This window comes from Streptomyces albireticuli (genome assembly GCF_002192455.1).
Taxonomy (GTDB): domain Bacteria; phylum Actinomycetota; class Actinomycetes; order Streptomycetales; family Streptomycetaceae; genus Streptomyces; species Streptomyces albireticuli_B.
On the sequence record NZ_CP021744.1, the window covers coordinates 3,618,520 to 3,639,446 of the forward strand.

Below are 20,927 nucleotides of genomic sequence, written 5' to 3' on the forward strand. Positions count from 1 at the left end.
GGGAAAACCGCAGCCCGATCGGACCCCTGCCGTAGGGCTTCCGGCGACGATGCGCGACACTTGTGTTTGATCACACAGTTTTACCGACGGGCATCATGGGGACCACGGTCCTCTGTGCATGTCGACAAGGAGAGAACTCGTGGACGACGTTCTGCGGCGCGCCCCGCTTTTCGCGGCGCTCGATGACGAGCAGGCCGCTGAGCTGCGCGCCTCCATGGGCGAGGCGACCCTCGCGAGGGGCGACGCCCTGTTCCACGAAGGGGACCCCGGTGACCGGCTCTACGTGGTGACCGAGGGCAAGGTGAAGCTCCACCGCACCTCCCCGGACGGCCGCGAGAACATGCTGGCCGTCCTCGGCCCGGGCGAGCTCATCGGGGAGCTGTCGCTCTTCGACCCCGGACCGCGCACCGCCACCGCCACCGCCCTGACCGAGGTCAAGCTGCTCGGCCTGGGCCACGGCGACCTCCAGCCCTGGCTCAACGCCCGGCCCGAGGTGGCGACCGCGCTGCTGCGCGCCGTCGCGCGCCGCCTGCGCCGGACCAACGACTCGATGTCGGACCTCGTCTTCTCCGACGTCCCCGGCCGGGTCGCCAAGGCGCTCCTGGACCTGTCGCGCCGCTTCGGCGTGCAGTCCGAGGAAGGCATCCACGTGGTGCACGACCTCACGCAGGAGGAGCTGGCCCAGCTGGTCGGCGCCTCCCGCGAGACGGTCAACAAGGCGCTCGCGGACTTCGCCGGCCGCGGCTGGCTCCGGCTGGAGGCCCGCGCGGTGATCCTGCTGGACGTGGAGCGGCTCGCCAAGCGGTCCCGCTGACGCGAAGGGGGCGTACGCCCCCGGTGCGCCCGTGAGGGAACGCACCCGTGAACGCATCGAAGGCCCCCGCCGGGAACGGCGGGGGCCTTCGGCGTGCGGTCGCGCGAGCCGGACGTCCCGAAGACCGACGGGCGAGCGATCCGGACGGGGCGGCGAGGGACGGGCTCGGGGACGAACGGGTCCGCAGACGAACGGGCGGCACGGTCCGGGAGAACAGGCGCGGAGGCCGGCGGCCTCGCCGACAAGGCCGTCACCGGAAACGCGCCGTCACGGAAGGCACGCCGCCACCCGCGCCCCGACCGCACCCGGCGGGCGGCACCTCACCGCGCGAAGGTGCCGTAAAGGGCCGTGAGCAGGGCCAGCAGGCCCGTAAGGGCGGCCAGTGAGGGAAGAGGCCACCGGCCGCGTTCCAGGGCGTCCAGGCGGCTCTCATGATCGGCGAGCTGGCGGTCGCTCTGGTCGCTGCGCTGCACCAGCAGCGCGAGCGAGCCGTCGACCCGGGCGAAGCCGGCCTCCATGGTGCCGCGCATCCGCTCCAGTTCCAGGGCGACGGCCGCGGCGTCGTCCGCCGACGGTGAGCGGGTCAGAGGTGTCATGGGCGACGCCGGTACCCGGCCGGGCCGGCGCCCGGGGTACGGCCGTCGGCGACCGCACCCGCGGGGCCGGTCCCGGGGTCCGGGTGGTGGTCCCGTTCCCGGTCGACGAGGGCGATCAGCTCCTCGTCGCGGCGGGCTCCGGCGTCGGTGCGCAGCCATCCGGGCAGCAGCGCCTGGACGCCGGGCAGGGCCATGACGCGGGTCAGGCCGCCCGCGACGGCGAGGGCCCCGGCCACCCAGGGCAGGGCGGCGGGGACGCCCGACGCGTCGACGACGGCGGGCAGGACGAGCGCGATGCCGACCGCGGTCTGAAGGACCGTGCGGGCGGTGCGCTTGGCGGCTTCGGACATGGTGGTGAGGTCCTTTCCCAGTCGGGTTCCCGAGAAGGGCGGGCCGGACGCCCGGTAAGGATCCGGTCGGGCCGGCGGGGGTCCGGCGCGGCCCGGTCGTCAGGAGCGCGGCACCTTCAGCCGGTCCCAGCTGACGCGGCCCGGTATCCCGTCGGCGTCCGCACCCGAGAAGCCGAGCCGGCGCTGCCAGGCGGCGTACGAGGCCCGGTCGGCGTCCGTCCACTCCGGGCCGGGCCCGACGGAGTACCGGCCGCAGCCCTCGGCGACCAGCCGGCGGCCCATCGCGGTGATCACCGCGCTCTCCCGCCCGTCGGCGAAGAACCCGGCACCGGGGAAGGGCTCGTAGCCCCCCGCGCCACCGGGGCCGGGGGAAGGGGCCGGGCCCGGACCGGCGGCCAGCCGGCGCGCGATCCGGTCCCGCATCCCCGGCATCGAGAAGGACGGGTCGATCTTGCGGGCGGTCCACTCCTTGTGGCCGACGACGCTCGCCGCGCCCCAGCCGTGCGCCCGGCAGAGGGCGGCGGAGACGCGCTCCACGGTGGCCAGCTGGGCGTCCGGGTAGGGGTCGTCGCCGTCGCCGAGGTTCTCGATCTCGAAGCCGTAGAAGTGGACGTTGCCGTCGACGGCGTCGGGCCCCGGCCGGGACGGCGTACGGGTCTCGGCGCAGACGGCCTGGTAGGTCGCGTACGCGCCGCGGCCGGCGTGGTTCGTACGCCCGTACCCGACGAGGTGCACGGCGCCGTCCTTGGTGAGGACGCCGATGCACAGCGGGCCGGGCAGGTCGTCCATGCCGTCGTAACAGAGGTCGACGCTGTCGGTCCCCGCGGTGTGATGCAGCATCACACCGTTGACGGGCCCCCAGGGGCCGACGTGGTTGCGGTTGTGCGTGCGCCAGTCGCCGTGCTCGACGACTCGGACGCCTTCGGCGCGCAGGGCGGCGAGGAAGCCGTCCGCGGTGAGGGGTGTGGACATGCGGAACTCCCTTGCGAGAGGGGTCGGCGGAACGGGCCCCGCGCGCACTCCGGAGCCGGAGTGCGCGCGGGGGATGCGGTGGTGAGGGCCGGAGGGGAGGCGTGGGAAAGCCTGTCGCGCTCCGGCGCGACGCTCAGGACTGCACGCCGTAGAGCGCGCGCGGCGATACCCAGATGGTGCTGTTGGCGTTGGCCTTCGCCTGGATCTGGAACTCGATCCTGGAGTCGAAGGGCACCCCGATGGGCGCGGTGAACTCCAGCGCCCCCTTGGCCGTGGGTCCCACCTGGTTGCCGTTGACGAGCAGCCGGACCTCTCCCGCGGTGGTCGCGGCGATGTAGGCGTACAGCTTGGGGTGCTGGGTGAGCGCGTTGCCCCGGTAGAGCGTCGTCCAGGTCGTCTTGTTGGTGTTGTCCCACTTGCCGACGTCCTCGGTCGTGGGCAGCGGGTAGGTGAGGAAGGGACGCGCCAGACCGTGGTCCTTGGTGTCGTCCGCGACGATCACGTTGCCCTTCACGTCGAACATGCGGATCGGCTGGACCCGGTTGTTCACGTGGTCGGTGGTGTAGACGCCGAACGCCAGGGTGCCGTCCTCGCGGCGCAGCAGCATCCCTTGCTGCGCCGTGCCGTCCGGGTGGTCGGGCCCGACCCGGCCCACGTAGAAGATGCTCGATCCGTCGGTGTCCAGGACCTGGAGGCTGCCGCCCTGGCCGATGACCACCCGGCCGCCGATGATCTCGTCCAGGGCCGGGCGGGTGTTGGCGCTGCCCATCAGTGAGCGGACCTGGCGTTCCAGTTCCCTGATGCGGTCCAGCAGGTCGAGCGGTATGGCCGCCATCAGAACCTCTCCAGGTAGAGCTTCGCGGTCTCGTACTGGCCGCGCGCGGGCGGTGTGACGGCGAGGCCGACGACCCGGTAGCGGTCGTTGGTGCCTCCGGCGTGCCACAGGTCGTGCACGCGCAGCCGGATGCCGGCGCCGAGCAGCGCGGGTGTCACCCGGCCGTCGACGCGGATGGTGATCTCCGGGATGGTCTGCGGACGGCGGGCGCGGGCGAGCTGGGCCCGGGCGAGCTCGTTCAGGACCTTCACGTCGGTGACGGCGCTGTGGTCGGACGAGCCGTCCAGGCGCGGCCAGCCCGCGTTGAGGTCGCTCTCGTCCGGGGGCACCGTGGAGACCGACGGAACGGACTTGGCCGTCTGGTTGCGGTTGGGTGACTCGCCGCGCGCGATCCAGAAGTTGGCCTGGAGCGTGGCGTCCTCCGGCAGGCTGTACGTCAGCACGGGTCCGGGCCGGTCGAGGACGATGTCCGTCTGTCCCACCGTGATGACCGGGTGGCCGAGCTGGAGGAGCTTGACGCGCCGGCCGGTCTCCGGGTCGCGGTAGCAGTGGATGCGCCACTCGAAGCCGTCCTCCATGCCCGCCAGGCTGTCCAGGAGCTCCCGGCCCCGGTTGAGCTCGGTCAGGTCGGCCTTGCGGCTGCGGCGCACGCCGGAGACCTCGGTCCCGTAGACGATGCCGATGTCACCGCCGCGCGCCTGCTGGAGGTTGTCGATCAGGCGGCGCGCGATGTCGAACTGGTCGCCCTCGAAAGCGCCGCCGTCGAAGGTGCCGGCGTCGGCGCGGTCCTGGCTCGGCAGGAAGATCCGGTGGTCCAGGTAGGAGTCGAAGGTGCCCGCCTGGATCTGCACCTGCATGCGGCCCCGTTCGTCACCGGAGGGCGTGGACGTCCACAGGACGCCGCCCCACCAGATCTCGCTGCCGCGCTCCAGCCATACGGCCGTGCGGCCGGGCAGGAGCGCCGCCCTCGCCCGCTCGGCGAGTGCCGCGTCGGGCAATGGGAGGGTGGCCGTCAGCGAACCGGTCTTGCCTATGTAGTCGTCGAACTGGACCTCCGTAAGGGAGAAGGCATCGGTCACCTGGTCGGAGCGCAGGTCGCAGAAGAGGGCACGGTAGCCGTCGGCGGGGGTCGTCATGAGGCGGACTCGTAGGTGCCCCACAGGGTGAGGACGTCACCGGCCTTCCAGGCGTAAGGAGCCGTCTTGTCCCAGATGGCGGGCTTGCCGTCGGTCTGGCCGACGCTGTCCTGGATGCTGCGGACGACTCCGCCGTTGGCGGTGGACAGCATGGCGGTGCCGGACCACATGCGCGGGTTGGTGCCGCTGTCGTACCCCAGGGCGCTGATGAAGCGGCCGTCGAGCTTCCAGGGGGTGGCCGCGGGCGTGTAGGGCAGCGAGAACGACCAGTTGGCGTTGGCGTCCTGGGCGGCGAGGTTCGTGGTGGTACCGATCTTGAGGTAGATCCGCACGTGGACGGTGGTGCCGATCTTCGTGGCCGAGCCGGCGAGGAGGCCGTTGCCGACGGCGGGCTGCACGGTGCCGATCTCGGCCCGCCAGACGGGCGTGTAGTCGCTCCACACGGCCGGGGCCGGGTAAGGGGACCAGACGGTGCCGTTCCAGCGCTCCAGGCCGTTGCCGGAGTCCCGGTACTGGCCCGGGTAGGCGCCGGCGAAGGTGGTCCCGCCGGCGAACGGGACGATGCCGCCGGCCGCGACGGTCGCCCGCCGCCGGTCGACGAGACCCGTGTTCCAGTTGATGCCGCCGTTGCCCGCCGAGGCGGCGACCGGGACGGTCACGGCGTACAGCGCGATCGAGGCGGGCGGTGCCGCGGGGGCGGCCGGCACGGCGGCGGGCGTGCCCTTGACGATCTCGACGGCGGCCCGGGACGCGGTGCCCGCGTCCTGCTGCTGGTCGTACACGCGCAGCACGACGAGGTCGATCCGCGGGTTGGCGGGGTCGCCGTCGGCGAAGGTCAGGTTCTCGTAGTCGGTGACGACCACGGGGTAGGCCCCCGCGGTGTCGCTGCCCTGGACCAGGGCGCGGCCGGGGGTGACCTGGGCCGTCATGTTCCCGGACTTGACCACCGTGAGCCCCGAGATGACGAACTTGCCGTCGGCGGAGCCGGGGATGACGCCGTCCCGTGAGGCCAGCGGGCCCTGTGGGACGGCCGTGCCGGTCGGGGCCAGCCGTGTGTCGACCCGGGTCTGTCCGCCGTCGGCGTCCGAACGATTCTGCAACCACGCGCTGCGTACGGTCATGTCGTCCTCCGAAGTGTGGGTGAAGAGGTGAAGGGGCGAAGGGGAGGGGCCGCCGCCGGGCCCGCTCCGGCCCGGCTACCAGCGCGCGCTGCGCCAGCTGACGCTGACCGAGGCGGCCGGGTCGACCGGGCCGGGGGCGGCGCGGAACGCCAGCGACGTGGGCCCCGGGGCGAGCTGGAAGAGGTACTCGGGCAGGGACTGCGGGGTCGCCGTGAACAGCCGTGAGGCCGTGCCGTTGAGCAGCACCGTGCCGGCCGAGGTGTCGACCGTAAGGACGTCGGTGTCCGCCAGGGTGATGTCGTACTGGAGCTTCGCGCCGTCGGCGACGCGGGTCAGGGACGGCAGGGTGACCGGACCGCGGAACTCGACGACCGGGGCCGTCGGGGCGTCGCCCTCATTGGTGACGGTGATGTTGCCGGTGGCTCCGGCGACCCCCCAGTCCAGCGGCCAGTCCAGGCCGGGCTCCCAGCTGAGCCCCGGCTCGGGCGCCGGCAGGCCGGTCCGCGCGGTCCACTCGGCCACGTCGTAGCGGCGCGGGTCGGAGCAGGTCCACTGGAGCGTGACCTTGGCCGCGCCCTGTGTCGCGTACGTGCGGTCCGTGGGCACCACGCGCTGGCTGACGCGCGCCCGGCAGGCGAGCGTGCGTCCGTGCAGCCTTACGGCGAGCCACTGTTCGGCGCTGTTGACGCCGGTGGCGCCCAGGAAGCCGCCGATGACGGCGTCGGCCTGGGAGACGTCGTCGGGCAGCAGCCAGACGGTCGCGGAGACGGTCCTGGGCTGCGCCCACTGGGCGCCGGGCCAGGCGCCGTGCTGGTCGGGCCGCAGGACGTCCCCGGAGTCGAGCGCGGGGAGGTCGGCCCACCCGGTGAGGCCGCTGGCCGCGATCTCGTACGGGGTACCGGGGCCGAGCAGCAGTCCGGCCCACTGGATCTGCCCGTCGAGGCCGATCAGTGAGCCGGGTGAGCCGGTCGTCGTGTCCAGTTGTGCAACGGTCATGGTTCCGCCTTCCTCACCCTCCGGCGCGCGCGAGGAACAGCAGGTCCTCCGCGGTGCCGTAAGGGCCTCTGTGCGCGGCTTCTTGGTAGTGGTCGATGCGTCGGCCCCGTGCCCCGCCCCGGGCGGCCCGCGCGTGCGCGGCCGTACGGGCCAGCAGCCGTTCCAGCTTCGACAGCGGCAGCACGGCCTCGGCCTCGCCCGCCTCGGCGACGAGCACGGGCCGGCCGCCCTTCCGGGCGGGGACGATGCCGCCGTGGGCGAGTTCGGGGATGCGGGGGAGGTGCACGCCGAACTTCTTGCCGAACAGCGAGAAACTGATCTTGTTCAGACCGTCGATGATCATGTTGGCGAAGGAGATGATGCCGCTGACGGGGCCCTTGATGACGCCGAGGACGGTCTGCGCGGCGCTCTTCATGAAGTCGCCGATCCCGCCCAGGGTGCGCGTCATGGCGTCCTTGACCTTGCCGAAGGCGCCGGGGACGGTCTTGGTGATCCAGTCGAGCGCGGGCTGGACGAACTTCCGGATCCCGTTCCAGGCGGCGGAGACGATGCCGGTGAGCACCTTGACGTACAGCTCGACGAGCCTGCCGTAGGCCGCGAAGTACTTCTCCACCAGGCCGAAGAGGACGGACATGATCTTCTGCCCGGTCTTCGACTCCAGAGCCGTGGTGATCAGTTGCTCGATGAAGGGCGTGAGCAGGCCGACCACCAGCCCCCAAGGGCTCGCCTTCATGGCGACGTTGATCGCCTTCATCGCCCCGGAGCCGAGCTTGAGCCCGCCTCCGAAGAGCCGCGAGAGGCGGTTGCCGGTGGCCGCCCCCTTACCGGCGCGGGAGATGTCACCGGCGGTGCGGACGGCGTCCCCCTTGACGGTCCTGACCTGGCGGCCGGCGGCCTGTCCGGCCGATCTGACCTTACGCAGGGCCGGGTCGGCGACGGCCGCCGCCCTGCCGAGGCCGTCCGCGGCGCGGCCCGCCCGCCCGGCCGCCCCGGTGAACTCCGTGACCTTGGGGCGGGCCTGGTCGAGGGAGCGCTTGACGCCTTCGACGGCCCGGCCGCCGGCGTCCACCGCCCGGCGCACCGAGTCGAGCCCCTGACCCGACTGGCCCAGGGCGCTCCTGAACCCGGTGAACGCCCCGCGGGAGCCGGCGATCAGCGCGACAGCGGTTGCCATGGTCGTCCTCCTTTCCCGGCGCCTTCACGGCGCCCTCTCAGCGCTCCGCCGGCGCTCGCGACCGGTCAGCCACGGGCCTTGGCCAGGAACATCAGCGCGGCGGCCGTCCGGCGCGGGTCGCTGTCCCGCGCCGCGTAGTAGTTCTCGATGCGGAACCCGTCGCCGCCGCCCTGTGCCGCCGTCGCCCGCGCGGTGGCACGGGCCTGCGCGGCCGTACGGGCCAGCAGCCGGTCCAGCTTGGACAGCGGCAGCACGGCCTCGGCCTCGCCCGCCTCCGCGACGATCGTCGGCACACCGCCGCTGCGCGGCATGACGACGCCGCCCTCGGCCAGGCGCGGGATCCTCGGCAGGCTGACGCCGAACGTCTTGCCGCCGACGAGCGGCACCCAGCCGGGGATCGACACCTTGATGCCGTTGAGCTTGCCGATGGCGAGGTTGATGAGGTCGATCACGGCGTTGAGCGGTCCCTTGACCGCGCCCTTGATCCCGTCGAATGCCTTCTGGGCGATGCCCGAAAGGCCTTTCCAGGTGTTGGAGAGCGCGTCCTTGACGCCTCTGAACACCTTGGGAATGGCCTCGCCGATCCATTTGGCGACGGGCTCGATGGCTTTTCTGATGCCGTTCCAGACGGTGCCGATGATCCGTCCCGTGGCCCGCATCAGCGGCCCGACGACCTTCATCACGGCGTCGATGACCCTGCCGACGACCTCGAAGGCGGTCTTCATGATCCGCTGCATGGTCCGCGACTTGGCCGCCATCGCGACGACCTTCTCGATCAGCGGCGCGAGGAGGCCGAGGAGCATGCCGATGACATTGCCCTTCATCTCCCTGTTGAGGCCCTTCATGCCCCCGGAGGCATTCCTCAGCCCGCCCTGGAACTTCCCCATCGAGCCGCCGCTGGTGCCGGCTTCCTTGCCGACCTTGGAAACGGACCTGGCCGCCTGATCGGCGTTGGTCCGGAGCGTCCTGAGTTCGCGGGCCGCCTGCTGGGAACCGGTGCGGACCTTTCCGACTCCCGTGCCCGCGCTGCCCGCCTTCTGTCCGAGGTCCTTGGCGGCGCGCTCGGCGCCGGAGAGGCCCGTCCGGAATCCGCGGAGGGAGCCGGTGGCCCTCCCGAGGGACCGTACTAGTGACATGTGCCGTCCATTCCTCTAGAGGTGGGCGCGGTGTACGGGCGCATCAGCCGGCCCCCTGCCCACCGCCACGGTTGCCGTCGAGGTTCGACTCCAGCTGCGCCACGCGGGCGCTCAGGGCCTGGACGGCCGTGTTGGCGGTGTTCGCGGACTCGGTGAGCGTCCGGAGCTCGGTGTTGGTGGGCTGCCGGCCCGCCTGGCCCCGCTCGCCCCGGGTGCCCTGTCGTCCTTCACGGCCGCGTTCGCCGCGGAGGCCCTTGTCGCCCTGGGCCCCCTTCTCGCCCCGCGGGCCCCGCCGTCCCTGCCGGCCTTCCTGTCCCGGCGGGCCCTGGGGTCCCGGAGGTCCCGTCGGGCCCATGCCTCCGCCGCCTCCGCCGGGCGCACCGCGCGTGAGCAGGCCCCAGCGGTTGTACTCAAGGTTGAAGCGCTTCATGATCGCTTCTTCGAGATTGATGATCGCGGGCGCTTCGAGCTTGATCGGGGTCCAGCCGGCGCTGATGCCCTTCACTTCCACGGCGAGGGCGGTGACCGCGTTGTTCAGGCCGTTGATCTCACCCTTCCAGCCGTTGATCTCGAAGGGTTTGAAACCGACCGCGTCCGCGAACCACTTCGCGTTCGCCTCGGCCTCTTTCTGCTTGTCCTCCTTTTCCTTCTGCGCGTCCCGGGCGTCGAGGACCTTCCCGAGGGACTCCTCCTGGAGGAATCCGCCCTTGGCGGGCTTGTCGGCCTTCTTGTCGAGCAGTTTCCTGATCTCGTCGTCGTCCAATTCGACCTCCTCTTGGGGAGCGCCAACTCGGCGCACATACAGGCACGTTCCTTACCGGCCGTGGAGGGAGCGGATAGAATCGCGCCTTCGGATCCGCGCCGAGCGAGCGGAGTACACGTGCTTCTGGTCCTGGGCGGAGTCCTGTTCATCGCTTCCGCGCCGATAGCCGTCATGACGCTCGTCTTCGGCCGCCAGGACAGACGGCTGAGGAAGAAGGGCGTCACCGGGACGGCGGTCTGCACGGAGCGCATCCACCGGGACTCCTCGACGCCCGTCTACGTCTCCTGCCGCTTCTCCCCCGGCGGGTCCCGGGAGGTGGACGCCACGGTCGTGTCGCCCCGGCCCGCCCCGCGGGTGGGTGAGTCCTTCACCGTGGTCTACGACCCCGCGGATCCGGCGGTCGCCCAGAGCGAGGACGGGCTGCGGCACCCGTTCGCCTCGGTGGTGACGGTGTGCTCGACGGGCGTCCTGGTGGCCGGTCTGCTGCTCGGCGGCGCCGGGGCGCTCTACGAGCTGTAGGCGGCCGCCCGGGCGGGACCTACGGTGACGGACGCCGGCCCGGATCAGCTGAAGAACAGCCGCAGTTCGCCCGGTGACGGCCCCCGGGTGGGGGCGGGAGCGCCTCCGTCCCCCTCCGGCGCCGACTCCGCTTCCGGGAAGGGTTCGTCCTCGGCGTCGCCCGGCCGCGGCACGGGATCCGGGTAGTCCGGCCGCTCCTCGTCCGGGTCCCCGTTGATGACCGACGTCATCCAGTTCGCGGCGGCGAGGTGGTCGGTGATCGCGGCGAGGAGGTGCTCGGCGGCGCCCCACTCGACGGCCTCCCCGTGCAGCCGCCGGTTGACCGAGCTGTCCCGCGGCAGGTGCGCGATCAGCACCGACAGCCGGCGCGCGGAGAGCCGGCCGCGGTGCCAGTCGAGCACGTCGACCCCGTAGTGGCGGAGCAGGTCGGCTTCCAGAGCCTCGGCGTGTTCGTCGACGAACGCGTCGAGGCTCAGTCTTCCCCCAGGCCGAGCCCGGTCTCCTTGCCGTACGCCTCCAGGATCGCGGAGATGTCCTGCATCGTCAGGTCGTGCCGCACGAGCCGGGTGAACTGCTCGTCGCCCAGCAGGAGCCTGAGCAGCCCGTCGATGTCGTCGTCGGCCAGGTCGCGCAGCTCGCGCGCGGTCTGCCGGGTGAGTTCGGTCGGCAGCTCGAAGGTGTCCTCGTCGAGCCGGAAGGTCCAGCTGCGGCCGAGCGCCTCCAGGCGCTGCGCGCGTGCCGCGTTGACGTCGAAGGAAGCCATGGTGGGTCCAACTCCTCGGAAGGGGTCGCGGAAGGGGTGAGGGAGGGGCGCCGCCCCCGCCGTGGCGGGGGCGGCGCCCGGGTGCGTCCTGCCGGTTACGCGTACGCCTTGTCCTTCATGAGGATCGTGGCGAGCGGCGTCTTGCCGTCCTCGATGGCCAGCGCGGTGAAGGTGACACCGAGCTTGATGGCACCGGTGCGGGTCAGCGCGATCTCCTCGGTCTCGGTGACCTGGCCGCGCGGGATCACGAACCGGTAGGTGATGTCCTTACCGTCGACGAACTCGATGCCGAGCTGCCGCTCGTCCTGCTTGGGGGAGGCCTGGAGGCCGAAGCTGAACTGGTCGGCCGGGGCCGGGTTCCCGGTCAGGGGCGCGGCCTTGTCGCCGCCCATGAAGAACGACAGCGTGTCCTTGTTCATCTGGAGCAGCTGGAACTTCACGGTCAGGTCCCGGTCGGAGAAGATGAACCGCGCCGGGCTCACCGACTGCCAGGTGTCCACCGGGTCGATCTTGTCCTTCTTGTTGAACTTGATGCCGTCGGTGGTGGTGTAGCCCAGGTCGACCCAGTCGGGGCCCCAGGTGGCGTCGATGGTGGCCGGGGCCGGCTTGTTGAGGTCGGCGACCAGGATGCGGCCGGTGCCGGCCACGCGGATCTCGGAACCCTTGCTGCCTGCCATGTGAACTCCTCTGTCGATTCCGCCGGTTCCGGCGGGGTGGTGGGTATGACGAAGGCCCCGCCGGTCTCTCCGGCAGGGCCCGTTCGGGGGTGTGCGCCTCGGTCGGTGGGCCGGGCGCCTCAGGCGAGGCGGATCAGCAGCCGCACGGTCGAGAGGTAGCGGTTGCCAGCCGGGCGGTTGTAGTCGGGCAGCCAGCGCGGCCCGTCCGCCTCGACGACGTCGGTGACGTACGCCGTGCCGTAGCTCGTGCCGCGCGCCTGGAGGAGCGCGGCGCGGGCGGCGAGGGCGACGCCGTGCGCGGTGGTCTTGTCCGGCCCGTAGACCTCGAGGTCGACCAGCGGCTCGTCGAGGTGCCGGTCGTCGACCCACGCGCCGCCGGTCCGGGAGACCAGGACGGCCTTCTGGGTGCCGTCGAAGCCGCCCGGCGGGCGGTTGTCGACGACGACCCCGGTGAGCTCGGGCCGGTTCTTCAGGTGGTCCACGACGAGGCGTTCCACGTCGGGGAAGGCGATCGGGGCATCACTCACATGCGTGCTCCTTACCGGAGGGGTGAGGTGAGGTGGTGCGGTTCGCGCGGGGGTGCTCGTACGCCTGGATGGAGGGAGGGGGCGTACGGACGGAACCGCCGCGCACATGCGAAACGGCGGGCCGCCCAAGGGTGTTGGGCACAGCTCCGCCGCTGAAGTAAGTGTGAACGAGAACGCGCGAGCGCGCAACCAGTAGCCGGGGGAAGGTTTTTGGACGGCACCGCGCGCGCCCGCTCCTCACGTCCCCGGCACAGCGAAAGGCCCCCGTCGCATCGAGGGATGCGACGGGGGCCTGCGGGGGCGGGTGGCCCCTCACCCCTCCTGTGTCCTTTCGTCAGCGCGTACGTGCGCGCCGGCTGCGGTGACGGCTGCGCGGGACGCCGTCCGCGGGCGTCATCGTCCGCGCGGGTGCGTACGTCCGCCCGCGTGTGTGCGTTCGTACGCGCGCCGGGTGTTCCGTTCGGCCGCGAAGATGTCCTCCAGGCGGAACAGCTGTGCGCGCCCCCGCTTCCCCACGGCTCGCAGGTGTCCCTGCTGCACCCACTTCCGTACGGTCGCGGTGGACACCCCGACCTCCAGCGCGGCCGGCTCGGCCGTCAGCAGTCCGGCGGTCATCGCGCCTCCCCGAGGGCGGCCCGCAGGGTGCCGGCGGGCAGGGCCGCGAGCTCCCCGCCGTCGCGGCCGGTCAGCGCCGCCCACTCCGTCTCGGGCCAGCTGTGCCGGTGCTCCGCGCCCGTCGCGCAGCCGCAGGACTCGTCCTCGCACCGGCAGCCCGGGTTGACGCACAGGACGGCCTGCCGGGCCGGGAAGAGCCGCAGGGACACCGAGTCGCACCAGGGGCAGCGGCCGTCCACGCGGAACAGCGGCTCCGCCTCGCCCAGCGCCCGTCCGCAGCGTCCGGACATGCGCCGGGCCTCGCTCAGGACGTGCTCGGCGAGCACGGCGTCCACGCCGGGGGCGTCCAGCAGCCCGGCGATGCGGCGCAGCCGCTCGGGGACCGGGGCCTTGCGGGGCCGGCCCTGACCGAGGCGCTCGCGGACGGCTTCCTCCAGTTCGATGACGCCGTCGGTGACGTCCCTGATGGCGTCGGAGACGTCGAGCCGCAGGGGCGCGGAGCCGCCGCCCGCCGGGGTACCGCCGCGCGGGGAGTGCGAGAGGCGCGGGCCGGTGCGGCCCGGAGCCAGTTCGGCGAGCAGCTCGGGGAACTGGCGCCCGAGCAGGTCGAGCCAGACGCGGGTGTGGACAGCTGCGGTGCTGATCTCGTTCATGGCGGAGACCCTTCACGGCCGTTGCTTTCGAGCGGGCCGCCGCGGACGACGCCGAACCAGGTGTTCGCGAGGTCCGCGGCCCGTGGCCGCTGCTCGACGTTCGGATGGTGCGGTGGTGAATGCGGTAATTGCAGGCACGCAACGCTGAGTCCGCACCGGTGGCGCGGCCGGAGGGAGCCGGGCGCGCGCCGCCGGGCGGGAACCCGAGGCGAAGGACGGTGGATGACGTGGATGAAGTGAGCGGGATCAGGGAAGAATGCCGAACAGTCTTCGAACATATTTGCGAGCTCGAATGAATTTTTCCACGTTGCGCGCACGCACGCAACAACAATTTTCTCCACAGGGCCTCCACAGCCGAACTGGAGCCACGGGGCACCGCGATCCCTCGCGCACATTTCGCACGCGCACGCGCGTTAGTCTGGTGCGCGGATGGAGGGAGCGGGTTTGCGATGAAGGACACCCTTGAGGAGTTCGCAGCCTGGATGGAGGGCCTGATGAGGTCCCGCGGCTACGACATCGATCATCCCCGAGGCGGCGGCCGGTCCCGGATCGCCGACGACGCCGGGGTCCACCGCGCGGCCGTCACCCGGCTGCTGCAACGCCAGAGCATGCCGGATCTGGCCACCATGCGCGGGCTGGCACGGGCCCTGGACGTCCCCGTGCGGGACGTGCTGATCAAGTCCGGCAAACTGACGGAAGCCGATCTGCCGCTACCCGTGACGTACGCTCAGAACAGGGCAGCGGACAGCCGGGGGATCACTCTGGAGGAGGCCGCCGAACTCCTCGGGATCCCCGATGAGCGGCGCGCGCTCTTCCTCCAAGTGGCGGCACCGTTCCTGCCGTCGGGGGAGGGGAACGCTCAGCGACGGAAGGCAGCAGGCCACGGCTGAGGGGAAGGCAGGGGGCACGCATGGGCACAGATCAGGGGATATCGGAGCATCACCGCCCCGCCGACGGGCCGGACGAACCAGGCGCCGGCCGCCCCCGACCCATCACCCTCGACTCCGGTGAACTCGCCGGGCTGCTGCTGGAGATGGGCCGCGCCGCGACCGAGGGCGAGCTCGGCGTCTACCCCCGCGACGAGCTGGAGCGCGCCCGCGAATCGGGCTACGCCCAGGGCTGGCAGGACGCCATGCGATATGTGGCCGAGCAGGGCGGAGCCGACCCGCAGAGCACCACCCTCGCGGATGTCATCGCCCTCATCGACTCCCCCCTTCCGTCGCCCCGCGCCAGCGACCTCCGCGCCCAGGAGCCGCTGATGCCGCACCGCAAGCGCAAACCGGGGGGCGATCAGCGCTCCGGGTGAGCCGGCACGCCACCCGGCCGACGGCTCACCCCGGCCGGGACGCTCCCACGGCTCCGGACCGGCCCGTGATGACCCTTACGGATCCGGAGCGGCGACCCGTGGTCTTACGGCTGCGGACCGGCACGTACTCCTTACGGCCGCGGAGCGGCGGCCCGTGACCCTTACGGCTCGCGGGCCGACCCGTGCTCCTTACGGCGTCAGATCAGCCCGTGCTCCCCCAGATAGTCCAGCTGCGCCCGTACGGACAGCTCCGCCGCGGGCCACAGCGACCGGTCGACGTCCGCGTAGACGTGGGCGACCACCTCGGCCGGTGTGCGGTAGCCGCTCTCCACGGCGGTCTCCACCTGCGCGAGCCGCTTCGCCCGGTGGACGAGGTAGTAGTCGATGGCGCCCCGGGCGTCGGTCAGCACGGGCCCGTGCGCGGGCAGCACCAGCTCCACCCCCTCCTCGACGACGAGCGCCCGCAGCCGGCGCAGCGAGTCCAGGTAGTCGCCGAGCCGCCCGTCGGGATGGGCGACGACGGTGGTGCCGCGGCCCAGGACCGTGTCACCGCTGAGCAGTGCCCGGTCGGCGGGGAGGTGGAAGCACAGGGAGTCCGCGGTGTGGCCGGGGGTGGAGATGACGTGCAGCTCCAGGCCACCGGTGGTGATCACGTCCCCCACGCCGAGGCCCTCGCCCCCCAGGCGCAGCGCCGGGTCCAGTGCCCGCACCCGCGTCCCGGTGAGCTCCGCGAAGCGGGCCGCGCCGTCCGAGTGGTCGGGGTGGCCGTGGCTGAGGAGGGTGAGGGCCACCCGCTTGCCCGCGGCCTCGGCGGTGGCGACGACGGCCCGGAGGTGGGTCTCGTCGAGCGGGCCGGGGTCGATGACGACAGCGAGGTCGGAGTCGGGTTCGGCGACGATCCAGGTGTTGGTGCCGTCGAGCGTCATCGCGGAGGGGTTGGGCGCGAGCACGCAGGTGGCCCGGGCGGTCGCGGGACCGCCGGGCGCGCCCTCGCGGGGCCGGCCGGGGAGATCGGTCGCGGATGTCATGAGTCGGCCTCCGAGGGTCCCGGGACGGTGTGGTGGGCGGCCACGTGCTTGGTGAATTCGTCGTGCCCCGGCCAGCTCAGCACGATCTCGCCCTCGACGAGGCGCGCTCGCGCGAGTACGGGCGTGAGATCCCGGTCACCCGCAGCGGCGAGGGCTTCCTCCACCGAGCCGTAAGGCAGGAGGGACCGCAGCGTGGAGATGGTGGGCGGCATCATCAGCAGCTCGCCCCGGTCGTAGCCGGCCGCGGCCTCGGCCGGGCGGATCCACTCGACGCGGTCGGCCTCCGTGGAGGCGTTGCGGGTGCGCTGCCCCTCCGGGAGGGCGGCCACGAAGAACCAGGTGTCGTAGCGGCGGGGCTCGAACTCGGGGGTGATCCAGCGGGCCCAGCCGCCGAGGAGGTCGCTGCGCAGGACCAGGCCGCGCCGGTCGAGGAAGTCGCCGAAGGCCAGCTCCCGGCTGACCAGGGCGGCGCGGTCGGCCTCCCAGCCGGCGTCGGTGGTGTCCGCGACGACGGTGCCGGGCGTGGGCCCGGCCAGCAGCACGCCCGCCTCCTCGAAGGTCTCCCGGACGGCCGCGCAGACGATGGCCTGGGCCACGGCGGCGTCCACGTCCAGGCGCGCGGCCCACAGCTCGCGCGAGGGCCCGGCCCAGGGCACGTCGCGCGCGTCCCGCGGGTCGACCGAGCCGCCCGGATACGCGTACGCGCCTCCGGCGAAGGCCATGGAGGCGCGTCTGCGCAGCATGTGGACGGCGGGGCCGTCCGCCCCGTCACGGAGCAGCAGTACCGTGGCCGCGCGGCGCGGTGCCGCGGGCTGGAGCTCGCCGTTCGTGAGCGCTCTGATCCGGTCCGGCCACTCCGGCGGGTACCACTGGCCGTTCGAAGTCGACATGGCCGGATGCTATGCGCTCACGCGCGGATGTTCGAGGGGAACCGGGCCTTACCGGCCGCCCCGGTGGCTCAGTCCCGGACCTCGACCAGGAACTCGACCTCGACCGGCGCGTCCAGCGGCAGCACCGCGACACCCACGGCGGAGCGCGCGTGCACGCCCTTCTCGCCGAAGATCTCACCCAGCAGCTCGCTGGTGCCGTTGAGGACACCCGGCTGGCCGGTGAAGTCCGGGGCGGAGGCGACGAAGCCGACGACCTTCACCACCCGGACGATCTTGTCGAGGTCACCGACGACGGACTTCACCGCGGCCAGGCCGTTGAGCGCGCAGATCCCCGCGAGCTCCTTGGCCTGCTCGGCGCTGACCTCGGCACCGACCTTGCCGGTCACGGGGATGGAGCCCTTGACCATCGGCAGCTGGCCCGCGGTGTAGACGTACGCGCCACTGCGCACGGCCGGCTGGTAGGCGGCCAGCGGCGGCACGACGTCCGGCAGCGTCAGGCCGAGCTCGGCCAGCCGGGCCTCGACGGCGCTCACGCCTTCTCCCGCTTGAGGTAGGCCACCAGCTGCTCCGGGTTGTTCGGGCCGGGAACGACCTGGACGAGCTCCCAGCCGTCCTCGCCCCAGGTGTCCAGAATCTGCTTGGTCGCGTGTACGAGCAGCGGCACGGTCGCGTATTCCCACTTGGTCATGGGCCCGACTGTAATGCCTGACACCGGCAGCCTCGTGCGTAGCCCGGTCGGCGACTGGTTAGGCTCCGATTCATGAGCAGGCTCCATGTCGTCAGCGGCAAGGGCGGAACCGGCAAGACCACGGTGGCCGCGGCCCTCGCGCTCGCCCTCGCCGCCGAGGGCAGACGCACCCTTCTGGTCGAGGTCGAAGGACGGCAGGGCATCGCCCAGCTCTTCGAGACCGAGGCGCTGCCCTACGAGGAACGCAGGATCGCCGTCGCCCCGGGCGGCGGTGGCGAGGTCTTCGCCCTGGCGATCGACGCCGAGCGGGCGCTCCTCGACTACCTCCAGATGTTCTACAAGCTCGGCAGCGCCGGGCGCGCGCTGAAGAAGCTCGGCGCGATCGACTTCGCGACGACCATCGCCCCGGGCCTGCGGGACGTCCTCCTTACGGGCAAGGCGTGCGAAGCCGTCCGCCGTAAGGATCGCGCGGGCCGTTTCGTCTACGACCACGTGATCATGGACGCGCCGCCCACCGGCCGCATCACCCGCTTCCTCAACGTCAACGACGAGGTCGCCGGCCTGGCCCGGATCGGCCCCATCCACAATCAGGCGCAGGCCGTGATGCGGGTGCTCAAGTCGCCGGAGACGGCGGTGCACTTGGTGACCCTCCTGGAGGAGATGCCGGTGCAGGAGACCGTGGACGGCATCGCGGAGCTGCGCGCGGCCCAGCTGCCGGTGGGCGGCATCGTGATCAACATGGTGCGCCCGGAGATCCTCGACGAGGCCGCCGTGGAGGTCGCCGCGAACGGCGCCCGCGCGGAGGTCGCCGAGACCCTCCGGTACGCCCTGGAGCGGACGGGTCTCGGCGGCGCCCGTCACACGGGCCTCGCCGAGTCGCTGGTCGACCCGCTGGTGGCCCAGGCCCGCGAGCACACCGAGCGGCTCGCCCTGGAGCGCAGCGGCCGCACCGAGATCGCCGGGCTCGGCCTGGCCACGTACGAGCTGGAGCTGCTCGGCGACGGCATGGACCTGGCGGGGCTGTACCGCATGGCACGGGAACTGCGGAAGCAAGGAGTGGCGCGTTGACCCTGCCGGACCCGGGGAACGGCCTCGACAGGGCCGCCGTCCTCGACATCGACCCCGTACTGGACAACCCCCGCACCCGCATCGTGGTGTGCTGCGGCTCGGGCGGCGTCGGCAAGACCACGACCGCGGCGGCGCTCGGTCTCCGCGCGGCCGAGCGCGGGCGGAGGGTCGTCGTCCTCACCATCGACCCGGCCCGCAGGCTCGCCCAGTCGATAGGCATCGACGCCCTGGACAATGTGCCGCGCCGGGTCCCCGGGACGGACACCTCCGCGGGCGGCGAGCTGCACGCCATGATGCTCGACATGAAGCGGACCTTCGACGAGATCGTCGAAGCGCACGCCGACGCGGAGCGTGCCCGCGCCATCCTGGAGAACCCCTTCTACCAGTCCCTGTCGGCCGGCTTCGCGGGCACGCAGGAGTACATGGCCATGGAGAAGCTCGGCCAGCTCCGCGCCCGCGACGAGTGGGACCTGATCGTCGTCGACACCCCGCCGAGCCGCTCCGCGCTGGACTTCCTGGACGCCCCGGGCCGCCTGGGGTCCTTCCTGGACGGGAAGTTCATCAAGGTGCTGATGGCCCCCGCGAAGCTGGGCGGCCGGGCGGGGATGAAGTTCCTGGGCGTCGGCATGTCGGTGATGAGCGGCCCCCTCAACAAACTGATGGGTGCCCAGCTGCTGCGTGACGTACAAACCTTCGTGGCCGCGATGGACACCATGTTCGGCGGATTCCGTACCCGCGCCGACGCCACGTACCGGCTGCTCCAGGCGCCCGGGACGGCCTTCCTCGTCGTCGCGGCGCCGGAGCGGGACGCCCTGCGCGAGGCGGCGTACTTCGTGGAGCGGCTGGCCGCGGAACGGATGCCGCTGGCGGGGCTGGTGCTCAACCGGGTGCACGGCAGCGGGGCCGCGCGGCTCCCCGCGGACCGGGCGCTGGCCGCCGCGGAGGCGCTGCTGGACGGCGTCGGAGGACAGCCCGCGGGCCGCGTCCCGGCCCCGGCCGCGCCCCCGGGAGAAGGGGCCGGCGGGACCGGGGAAGCGACGGCCTCGGGGAACACCTCGGGGAATACAAGGCGTACATCGGATACGTCAGAAAATCTTGGCGGCGGCGGCATTGTGGATCGTGACAGCGGGCAAGCTGGCTCACGTACCGTTGACGCCCCGGGCACCGGCACTCCCACGGTCCCGCACCCTTCCGAGGGCACTCCCGAAAGCACTCCTGAGAGCAGGGGCCTCCCCCAGCCCGCCTCGCCAGGAGACTCCACCGCACGGCTGACCGCCGGTCTGCTCCGGCTGCACGCCGAGCGGATGCGGGTGCTCGCACGCGAGCGCCGCACGCGTGACCGCTTCACCGCTCTGCACCCCGAGGTCGCGGTCGCGGAGGTCACCGCCCTGCCGGGTGATGTGCACGACCTGGCGGGACTGCGGACGATCGGCGAACTGCTCGCCGCGCAGCCCGCTGCCGCGACCGTGGAGAGCACCGCCGCGCGCACCGTCGACGCCGTGGGCACGTCGGACGGTGACACCGGGCAGTGAGGTCCGGCGTGAGATCGGGTGGTGGCACAGGGCAGTGACGCCGGGCGGTGGCACCGCGCCCGGAGCGGGCCTGGACCGGCCCGGCCGGTCCGCGCCGCCGGCCCGGGACGCCGTCCGCCCCCGAAGGGCCCGGTCAGCCGACCGCGGCGTACGCGCCGTACTCCTCGTCGCCCAGCGGCAGGATGCCGGCGCCCCGCTCGTATTCCGTGCGGGCGGTCTCCAGGAGCCTGCGCCAGGAGGTCACCGTCGGGCGGCGGCGCAGCAGCGCACGCCGCTCACGCTCCGTCATGCCGCCCCACACGCCGAACTCCACGCGGTTGTCCAGCGCGTCCGCGAGGCACTCGGTGCGCACCGGGCACCCGGTGCATACCGCCTTGGCCCTGTTCTGCGCTGCGCCCTGAACGAATAGTTCATCCGGATCGGTAGTGCGGCAGGCTGCCTGCGCACTCCAGTCGGTTACCCAGCCCATGCTGGCGCCGTCCTCTCCCGAATCGAGGCTCCCCCACGGCGGCAGCGGCATATTCACCGTTGCCAGTTGAGGACGTTACGGAAGGCGGACAGGGGGCAACACCCCCTTCGGGCCCAATCTTGGATGGCCCGAACGGACTATGCGTACGCGGCAGATCACCCAACGGAGTGACCTGGCGACATCAGCGACCAACCCCTGCATATCGGGGCAGTTCACCCTTGCCGCGACGGGCATGGAGTGACACAGACGGCAATACGGACACGTCTCATCACTCACAAGAGTGAGGTCGAAGGTGGTGC

General features: G+C 72.4%; 26 protein-coding genes and 1 pseudogene. 6 read left to right on the forward strand and 21 right to left on the reverse strand.

The genetic code is table 11. From position 1 onward, the window contains the following. Positions 1-139 precede the first annotated feature (139 nt). On the forward strand, positions 140-814 hold the full coding sequence (locus tag SMD11_RS15410; RefSeq protein ID WP_030367278.1) for a Crp/Fnr family transcriptional regulator: 675 nt from the start codon (positions 140-142) through the stop codon (positions 812-814). A 320-nt stretch (positions 815-1,134) separates the two neighbouring features. Here SMD11_RS15410 and SMD11_RS15415 read toward each other — a convergent pair whose 3' ends face one another. The 10 genes and pseudogenes from SMD11_RS15415 to SMD11_RS35455 form a co-directional block, all read right to left on the reverse strand. After that, on the reverse strand, positions 1,135-1,410 hold the full coding sequence (locus SMD11_RS15415; protein ID WP_087927013.1) for a hypothetical protein: 276 nt from the start codon (positions 1,408-1,410) through the stop codon (positions 1,135-1,137). A gap of 143 nt (positions 1,411-1,553) precedes the next feature. Further along, a pseudogene (locus SMD11_RS15420) lies at positions 1,554-1,760 on the reverse strand (hypothetical protein); the annotation flags it as partial. A gap of 99 nt (positions 1,761-1,859) precedes the next feature. After that, positions 1,860-2,732, reverse strand: coding sequence for a peptidoglycan-binding protein (locus SMD11_RS15425; protein WP_087927014.1), 873 nt, complete (start codon positions 2,730-2,732; stop codon positions 1,860-1,862). A 133-nt stretch (positions 2,733-2,865) separates the two neighbouring features. Next, the gene (locus SMD11_RS15430; RefSeq protein WP_087927015.1) at positions 2,866-3,567 is read right to left on the reverse strand and encodes a hypothetical protein; all 702 of its coding nucleotides are present in this window, start codon (positions 3,565-3,567) and stop codon (positions 2,866-2,868) included. After that, positions 3,567-4,703 (reverse strand): hypothetical protein, encoded by a 1,137-nt coding sequence (locus SMD11_RS15435; RefSeq protein ID WP_087927016.1) that lies wholly within the window; start codon positions 4,701-4,703, stop codon positions 3,567-3,569. Before SMD11_RS15435 ends, SMD11_RS15430 begins: the two co-directional genes overlap by 1 nt. Further along, positions 4,700-5,824: a hypothetical protein gene (locus tag SMD11_RS15440; protein WP_087927017.1), complete on the reverse strand. Its 1,125-nt coding sequence runs from the start codon at positions 5,822-5,824 to the stop codon at positions 4,700-4,702. Before SMD11_RS15440 ends, SMD11_RS15435 begins: the two co-directional genes overlap by 4 nt. Positions 5,825-5,899: 75 nt before the next feature. Continuing rightward, positions 5,900-6,820: a phage distal tail protein gene (locus tag SMD11_RS15445; RefSeq protein WP_087927018.1), complete on the reverse strand. Its 921-nt coding sequence runs from the start codon at positions 6,818-6,820 to the stop codon at positions 5,900-5,902. A 13-nt stretch (positions 6,821-6,833) separates the two neighbouring features. Continuing rightward, positions 6,834-7,994: a hypothetical protein gene (locus tag SMD11_RS35450; RefSeq protein WP_087927019.1), complete on the reverse strand. Its 1,161-nt coding sequence runs from the start codon at positions 7,992-7,994 to the stop codon at positions 6,834-6,836. Between the two features lie 65 nt (positions 7,995-8,059). After that, positions 8,060-9,130 (reverse strand): phage tail protein, encoded by a 1,071-nt coding sequence (locus tag SMD11_RS15455; RefSeq protein WP_087927020.1) that lies wholly within the window; start codon positions 9,128-9,130, stop codon positions 8,060-8,062. A gap of 43 nt (positions 9,131-9,173) precedes the next feature. Further along, positions 9,174-9,893 (reverse strand): hypothetical protein, encoded by a 720-nt coding sequence (locus SMD11_RS35455; protein ID WP_087927021.1) that lies wholly within the window; start codon positions 9,891-9,893, stop codon positions 9,174-9,176. Between the two features lie 117 nt (positions 9,894-10,010). Here SMD11_RS35455 and SMD11_RS15465 point away from each other — a divergent pair, with 117 nt between their 5' ends. Beyond that, positions 10,011-10,412, forward strand: coding sequence for a DUF3592 domain-containing protein (locus SMD11_RS15465; protein WP_087927022.1), 402 nt, complete (start codon positions 10,011-10,013; stop codon positions 10,410-10,412). Positions 10,413-10,456: 44 nt separating this feature from the next. Here the strand turns inward: SMD11_RS15465 and SMD11_RS15470 are convergent, their stop codons facing one another. The 6 genes from SMD11_RS15470 to SMD11_RS15495 all read right to left on the reverse strand — a co-directional run bounded on the left by SMD11_RS15470 (position 10,457) and on the right by SMD11_RS15495 (position 13,647). Further along, on the reverse strand, positions 10,457-10,813 hold the full coding sequence (locus SMD11_RS15470) for a hypothetical protein (RefSeq protein ID WP_234366051.1): 357 nt from the start codon (positions 10,811-10,813) through the stop codon (positions 10,457-10,459). Positions 10,814-10,884: 71 nt separating this feature from the next. Further along, positions 10,885-11,175, reverse strand: coding sequence for a hypothetical protein (locus SMD11_RS15475; protein WP_087927024.1), 291 nt, complete (start codon positions 11,173-11,175; stop codon positions 10,885-10,887). Positions 11,176-11,270: 95 nt separating this feature from the next. Continuing rightward, positions 11,271-11,852: a phage tail protein gene (locus SMD11_RS15480; RefSeq protein ID WP_087927025.1), complete on the reverse strand. Its 582-nt coding sequence runs from the start codon at positions 11,850-11,852 to the stop codon at positions 11,271-11,273. Between the two features lie 119 nt (positions 11,853-11,971). After that, positions 11,972-12,379, reverse strand: coding sequence for a hypothetical protein (locus SMD11_RS15485; RefSeq protein WP_087927026.1), 408 nt, complete (start codon positions 12,377-12,379; stop codon positions 11,972-11,974). Between the two features lie 393 nt (positions 12,380-12,772). Then, positions 12,773-12,994, reverse strand: coding sequence for a helix-turn-helix domain-containing protein (locus tag SMD11_RS15490; protein WP_087927027.1), 222 nt, complete (start codon positions 12,992-12,994; stop codon positions 12,773-12,775). Continuing rightward, complete coding sequence (locus SMD11_RS15495; protein ID WP_199843886.1) at positions 12,991-13,647, reverse strand: hypothetical protein; 657 nt, start codon at positions 13,645-13,647, stop codon at positions 12,991-12,993. Before SMD11_RS15495 ends, SMD11_RS15490 begins: the two co-directional genes overlap by 4 nt. Positions 13,648-14,096: 449 nt before the next feature. Here SMD11_RS15495 and SMD11_RS15500 point away from each other — a divergent pair, with 449 nt between their 5' ends. Continuing rightward, the gene (locus tag SMD11_RS15500; RefSeq protein ID WP_087927028.1) at positions 14,097-14,537 is read left to right on the forward strand and encodes a helix-turn-helix domain-containing protein; all 441 of its coding nucleotides are present in this window, start codon (positions 14,097-14,099) and stop codon (positions 14,535-14,537) included. A 20-nt stretch (positions 14,538-14,557) separates the two neighbouring features. Next, positions 14,558-14,953, forward strand: coding sequence for a hypothetical protein (locus SMD11_RS15505; RefSeq protein ID WP_087927029.1), 396 nt, complete (start codon positions 14,558-14,560; stop codon positions 14,951-14,953). 197 nt (positions 14,954-15,150) lie between these two features. Here SMD11_RS15505 and SMD11_RS15510 read toward each other — a convergent pair whose 3' ends face one another. The 4 genes from SMD11_RS15510 to SMD11_RS15525 form a co-directional block, all read right to left on the reverse strand. Continuing rightward, positions 15,151-15,981: an MBL fold metallo-hydrolase gene (locus tag SMD11_RS15510; RefSeq protein WP_087927030.1), complete on the reverse strand. Its 831-nt coding sequence runs from the start codon at positions 15,979-15,981 to the stop codon at positions 15,151-15,153. Beyond that, positions 15,978-16,871: an NUDIX hydrolase gene (locus SMD11_RS15515; protein WP_087927031.1), complete on the reverse strand. Its 894-nt coding sequence runs from the start codon at positions 16,869-16,871 to the stop codon at positions 15,978-15,980. Before SMD11_RS15515 ends, SMD11_RS15510 begins: the two co-directional genes overlap by 4 nt. A gap of 68 nt (positions 16,872-16,939) precedes the next feature. Further along, positions 16,940-17,404, reverse strand: a complete 465-nt coding sequence (locus SMD11_RS15520; protein ID WP_087927032.1) for a RidA family protein — start codon at positions 17,402-17,404, stop codon at positions 16,940-16,942. Continuing rightward, the gene (locus SMD11_RS15525; protein ID WP_003967454.1) at positions 17,401-17,559 is read right to left on the reverse strand and encodes a DUF4177 domain-containing protein; all 159 of its coding nucleotides are present in this window, start codon (positions 17,557-17,559) and stop codon (positions 17,401-17,403) included. Before SMD11_RS15525 ends, SMD11_RS15520 begins: the two co-directional genes overlap by 4 nt. Before the next feature lie 72 nt (positions 17,560-17,631). Between SMD11_RS15525 and SMD11_RS15530 the strand changes: the two genes are divergently transcribed. Together SMD11_RS15530 and SMD11_RS15535 are read left to right on the forward strand one after the other, a co-directional pair. Beyond that, a complete protein-coding gene (locus SMD11_RS15530) occupies positions 17,632-18,627 on the forward strand; it encodes an ArsA family ATPase (RefSeq protein WP_087927033.1) in 996 nt (331 codons plus the stop codon). Positions 18,628-18,629: 2 nt separating this feature from the next. Continuing rightward, the gene (locus SMD11_RS15535) at positions 18,630-20,159 is read left to right on the forward strand and encodes an ArsA family ATPase (RefSeq protein WP_199844069.1); all 1,530 of its coding nucleotides are present in this window, start codon (positions 18,630-18,632) and stop codon (positions 20,157-20,159) included. A 133-nt stretch (positions 20,160-20,292) separates the two neighbouring features. Here the strand turns inward: SMD11_RS15535 and SMD11_RS15540 are convergent, their stop codons facing one another. Continuing rightward, positions 20,293-20,628, reverse strand: coding sequence for a WhiB family transcriptional regulator (locus SMD11_RS15540; protein WP_184743573.1), 336 nt, complete (start codon positions 20,626-20,628; stop codon positions 20,293-20,295). Positions 20,629-20,927 lie beyond the last annotated feature (299 nt).